A 5,463-nucleotide genomic window follows, 5' to 3' on the forward strand; every position below is an offset into this window, starting at 1 on the left:
GGGGCAAGCTTTAATAGACGTCGTAGATTTGAGCCATTTAAGACCTTAGGTCAGTACAAGGTATTCCATGCTAAGACAGATATTGATCTTAACAACTTAAGTATAGAGGATGCCTTTAGAAAGGCTTCGAATCTTATTTATTCTTGGGTCAACTCAAGATTTAATGAAGTATTTACAGATATTCCAGAAGAAGTAGCTAGTTATTCTAATACAAGTCCAGGATATTCGGTTATGGTTAGCTATAATCCGGAAAAGCTTGAATTTGTGGAGAATACAACTCATTTGGATTCAAATGTAGCTACTAGACTTTGGATTTCAGATGCCTATATTAGAAAGAATGGGGATCGCCTAGAATTTGAGGTGACTAATAGATATGCAGAACCAGAGGATAGATTTAGAGATTCAGATAATATTCTTTTTTCTAGACCTAACTTCTATGGCGAAATTGCAGATAATATAGGAATTTGCGATGTTGAAAAGCTAAAGGAAGCTGTTAAATACGTGGATAATAATGAAGATTTTGAAAACCTGGTATCCTTAATTAATAATAAAGACAGACGATTCCCTGTTGTAGTATTTAATGCAGAAGGAGATTGGATTGAAGAATTTGATATTAATTATTTTGCTTATCTTGTAGGTTATTATTCACATATTAAGATGTTTAGTAATAAAGACCAGGCAAGACGTTTTGCCAACGACTTTGGACTTAATATGACAGAATACGTTAATTCAATTACTGTGTTCTATCCTGATAAAGAGCCTATTACAAGCTATAATTCTGATATTATGGATAGCTCTTATGAAGTTATTAAATTTGAAAAGAAGAAGTATTGGAATGAAACAGGTTGTAGAGCCTTTAGAAGACAGCTTGTTGCTGATATTAGAGAGAATAATATTATTGATAGATAGTGATAATATGAATTAATAAATATAATAATAAAGCTACCATTTAGAAAAGAACACTAAGTTCAAAACTATATGGTAGCTTATTTTTGTAATTATTTTACTGTAATAATTTCTACTTTAGAAAATGTAGTCGTTGTAGGAACTCTATAAAGAGTCTGCTGGTCTGCATAGTACATAAAGAAGGTATACTTAGAGGTACAATGCACATTTGTAATATTACCTTGTGCTATGTATTCGATTTGAGTACCGTCAATGTTTAGTCTATAAAGTCCCGTGGTGTTTCCATCACCCTCAACCTGTGCAAAAACCTTGGTGCCATAGACATTATAGTTAATAACCTTGGCATCGTTTGGCGCAAATATCTGCTCAAGTACCATAGTTTGAGTATTTAGCCTCATTAAAGCATAGTCTTTACTAAGGTCTATATAGTACATGTAATTACCCTCATAATCTACCTGATAGGCATTGGCATCATAGAAGAAATGAAGGGAATCGTCTTTAGTATCAAGATAGTAAATCCTATTTCTTTCAGTTTCATTAGCAAAATAAATTCTCTGCTCATAAACATTTGCCACATTATATTCTGTCTCACTAATAAAGGTGTTATCCTTCCTATCAATCTTAATCTTTTGAAGAGTAAGAGCAGTCTGGTCGTCATAATGATGATAGAAAATGTAGTTGCCACATAAACTTATCATTCCAGATTTTTCCTGAGTGATAGTCACTATGTGTGAACCATCAAGGTTACAACGATAAAGTCCATATAACTGTCCCTTAAATACCATGGCAATGGCATCGGGAGAATAGTTATTTCTAACGTAATAGATATATTTTCCACAGACATTAATGTAGGCTACGGAGTCATCCACTAGCTTTCTTGCATTAGTACAATCCGAACTCATAACATAAAGGGTGTTTTTATCTGCAGCATTTGCAAAATATATCTTTCCATCATATTCACAAAAAAGGCCGCCATTGTTTAAGTTGCCGGTGGTGTTACCTGTGGCATTGTCCTTATTATAGGTTACCCTGCTACTTAAAATGGCATAAGTTACAAATCCAATTAGAGCAATTGCTATAACAGCAGATGCTATGGCGATTTTTACAGGCTTTGACATATGTCTACCTCCGTTTATTATAAAAAAATAATTTATTTAATTAATACGTTCACTTTTTTTTAGTATAACATAAAAAATATCTCTTGTTAAATAGATAAATTCAAGTTAAAATGAAATGGCATGTGTAATATGTAATACATCCTAAGGCAGAAATGCGACACATGGGAGGTAGTAGTAAATGTTAGATTTAGGTGAAATTAGAAAGAATATCGACGGAATTGACAGGCAGCTCGTTTCCTTGTTTGAGGAGAGAATGCGACTTACAAGTCAGGTAGCAGAGTACAAGATAGAGACGGGTAAGAAGGTTCTAGATCCGGAGAGAGAAAGACAGAAGCTAGAGGCGATTAAGTCCCTAGTAGAGAAAGAAGATAATAAGCATCCAATTGCTGACTTGTTCTCTCAGATCATGGCCAATTCAAGAAAGGGGCAGTATATGCTTCTTGAGAAGATGGGTCAGACTTTAAGAGAACCTTATGAAGCAGTAGATGAGATAAAGAAAGAAGGCGCTAAGGTAGTTTATCAGGGAGTTGCAGGGGCTTATGCCTACGCGGCTATGTTAGATTATTTTGGTGAGGATGTTGATAATTTCAATGTTCCAACATGGAAGGATGCCATGGAAGCCGTTAAAGAGGGAAAGGCGGATTACGCAGTTCTTCCAATAGAGAATTCTACAACAGGTAGTATTACAGCAGTTTATGATCTTTTACAGGAATACAATAACTATATCGTCGCAGAAGTGTATGTAAAGGTAGAGCACGTTCTTATGGGACTTAAAGGAACTGACCTTTCAAAGGTAACAACAGTTTATTCCCATGCTCAAGGCCTTACACAATGCGAATCATTTTTAGAATCACATAAAGATTGGCAGCAAATCAGCCAGCCAAACACTGCAGTTGCAGCTAAGAAGATTTTTGAGGATAAGGATAATTCTCATGTGGCTATTGCAAGTAAGGAGGCAGCTAAGCTATATGGCTTAGAAATCTTAAAGACTGATATAGCTGATGAGGCCAATAATACAACAAGATTTGTGATTGTATCTAAGACTCGTACATTCGTAAAGAATGCTAAAAAAACTAGCATTGTTTTTGAATGCGTCAATGAGCCAGGTTCACTATATAATTTACTAAGCCATATAATTTATAATGGTTTAAATATGACTAAAATTGAATCAAGACCAATAGAAGGTCGCCAATGGGAATTTAGATTTTTCGTTGATATAGAAGGAAATATAAATGACCAACGCGTTATGAATGCTCTTAGAGGAATTGAGGAAGAGAGCAGATCAATTCGCCTGTTAGGCAACTATTAATTTTGATTTAACCCCCAGCAGGTTAAATATAAATTATTTTTTTTAAGGAGAAGGAAAATGGAAATCAAATCGCTTGAAAAAGAACTTTTGGGATGTTCATATCCAGGAAGAGGAATTGTCATTGGTATGTCTGATGATAACAAGTACGCTGTAACAGCATATTTTATTATGGGAAGAAGTGAGAATAGCCGTAATAGAGTATTTGCAGTAGAAGGCGAAGGCATTAGAACTGAGGCTTACGACCCAAGTAAGTTAGAAGATCCAAGCCTTATTATTTATGCTCCAGTTAGAGTATTAGACGATAAGACAATAGTTACTAATGGTGATCAGACAGACACAATCTTTGATAATATGAGCAAGGGCCAGACTTTTGAAGAATCTTTAAGAGAAAGAGAATTTGAACCAGATGCTCCTAATTACACACCTAGAATTTCAGGTCTTATGACAGTTAAGGAAGGCAAGTACGACTATGCTATGTCAATCTTAAAGAGCCATAACGGAAATCCAAAGCAGTGTAATAGATATACATTTACTTATGATGCTCCACAGGCAGGAGAAGGTCACTACATCCACACATATATGGGTGATGGCAACCCACTTCCAAGCTATGAGGGAGAACCTACATGGGTTAAGTTATCAGGTGATATCGACACATTTACAAAGACAGTATGGGAAAACTTAAATGAGGATAATAAGGTTTCTTTATTTGTTAGATACATCGATATTGCAACAGGTAAGTATGAAACAAGAATTATTAATAAGCACACAAATTAATAATTGTTAGTATATGGAGGAAAGTAAAAATGAAGGAATTTCAGTTAAAATATGGTTGTAACCCTAATCAGAAGCCATCAAGAATTTTCATGGAAAATGGATCAGAGCTTCCAGTTGAAATCTTAAACGGTAGACCAGGTTACATTAACTTTTTAGATGCATTTAATGGTTATCAGTTAGTTAAGGAATTAAAGGAAGCTACAGGACTTCCAGCAGCAACAAGCTTTAAGCACGTATCTCCAGCAGGTGCTGCAGTTGGTCTTCCTTTAACAGATGTTGAGAAGAAGATTTACTGGGTAGATGAAGAAATCGGCGAATTAAGTCCACTCGCATGCGCTTACTCAAGAGCTCGTGGTGCTGATAGAATGTCATCATTTGGTGATTTCATTTCACTTTCAGATGTTTGTGATGTAACAACAGCTAAGCTTATTCAGCACGAAGTATCTGATGGTATTATTGCTCCTGGTTACACAGACGAAGCTTTCGAAATCTTAAGCAAGAAGAAGAAGGGCAACTACAATATCATTAAGATTAACCCTGATTACAAGCCAGAACCAATCGAGAGAAAGCAGGTTTACGGCGTAACATTTGAACAGGGACGTAATGAATTTGAAATTAACAAGGCTCTCCTTGAAAATGTTGTCACAGACAATAAGGAAATTCCTGACACAGCAAAGATTGACCTTATTATCGCTTTAATTACATTAAAGTATACTCAGTCAAACTCAGTTTGCTATGCTAAGGGTGGTCAGGCAATCGGTATCGGTGCTGGACAGCAGTCAAGAATTCACTGTACAAGACTTGCTGGTTCTAAGGCAGATAACTGGTATTTAAGACAGAATCCTAAGGTACTTAACCTTCCATTTAAGGAAAATGTAGGTCGTGCCGATAGAGATAACGCTATTGATTTATACATTGGTGATGAATACGAAGACTTACTTCGTGATGGCGAGTGGGAAAGAGTATTTACTTCTAAGCCAGAAGTATTTACAAAGGAAGAGAAGAGAGCTTGGCTTGATGGTAACACAGAAGTTGCTCTTGGTTCTGATGCATTCTTCCCATTTGGCGATAACATTGAAAGAGCTTACAAGTCAGGTGTTAAGTATATTGCTCAGCCAGGCGGATCTATTAGAGATGACAATGTTATTGAAACATGTAATAAGAGAGGCATTGCAATGTGCTTCACAGGAATGCGTTTATTCCATCACTAATTAGAAACTTTAACTCAGTCGGAGTACAAGCTCCGACTGAGTTAAACGCTCCGCGAGGATGCGCACGGATTCGGACAGGAATTTGTCTGCTGAAGCAGACCCGAATCCGGCGCGCAAGACTCGCGAGCGAGTCTTGACTATAGAA

General features: G+C 36.2%; 4 protein-coding genes and 1 pseudogene. 4 read left to right on the forward strand and 1 reads right to left on the reverse strand.

Translation table 11 applies throughout. The annotated features are described in order from the left end of the window. Positions 1 to 909, forward strand: a pseudogene (locus QVA17_RS12075) (hypothetical protein); the annotation flags it as partial. Positions 910 to 998: 89 nt separating this feature from the next. On the opposite strand, the gene QVA17_RS12080 reads toward QVA17_RS12075, so the two are convergent. After that, positions 999 to 2,024 (reverse strand): DUF5050 domain-containing protein, encoded by a 1,026-nt coding sequence (locus QVA17_RS12080; RefSeq protein ID WP_287389220.1) that lies wholly within the window; start codon positions 2,022 to 2,024, stop codon positions 999 to 1,001. Positions 2,025 to 2,202: 178 nt separating this feature from the next. Here QVA17_RS12080 and pheA point away from each other — a divergent pair, with 178 nt between their 5' ends. Genes pheA through QVA17_RS12095 form a run of 3 tightly spaced genes read left to right on the forward strand, consistent with a single transcriptional unit; the run spans position 2,203 to position 5,318 of the window. Beyond that, on the forward strand, positions 2,203 to 3,333 hold the full coding sequence (gene pheA, locus QVA17_RS12085) for a prephenate dehydratase (RefSeq protein WP_027431643.1): 1,131 nt from the start codon (positions 2,203 to 2,205) through the stop codon (positions 3,331 to 3,333). Between the two features lie 57 nt (positions 3,334 to 3,390). Next, complete coding sequence (locus tag QVA17_RS12090) at positions 3,391 to 4,107, forward strand: IMP cyclohydrolase (RefSeq protein ID WP_027431644.1); 717 nt, start codon at positions 3,391 to 3,393, stop codon at positions 4,105 to 4,107. Between the two features lie 29 nt (positions 4,108 to 4,136). Beyond that, positions 4,137 to 5,318 carry a phosphoribosylaminoimidazolecarboxamide formyltransferase gene (locus QVA17_RS12095; protein WP_027431645.1) on the forward strand — a complete coding sequence of 394 codons (1,182 nt, stop codon included), beginning with the start codon at positions 4,137 to 4,139 and terminating at the stop codon, positions 5,316 to 5,318. The last annotated feature ends 145 nt before the right edge of the window (positions 5,319 to 5,463 follow it).

This window comes from Lachnospira sp., from assembly GCF_016290755.1.
Classification (GTDB): Bacteria; Bacillota; Clostridia; order Lachnospirales; family Lachnospiraceae; genus Lachnospira; species Lachnospira multipara.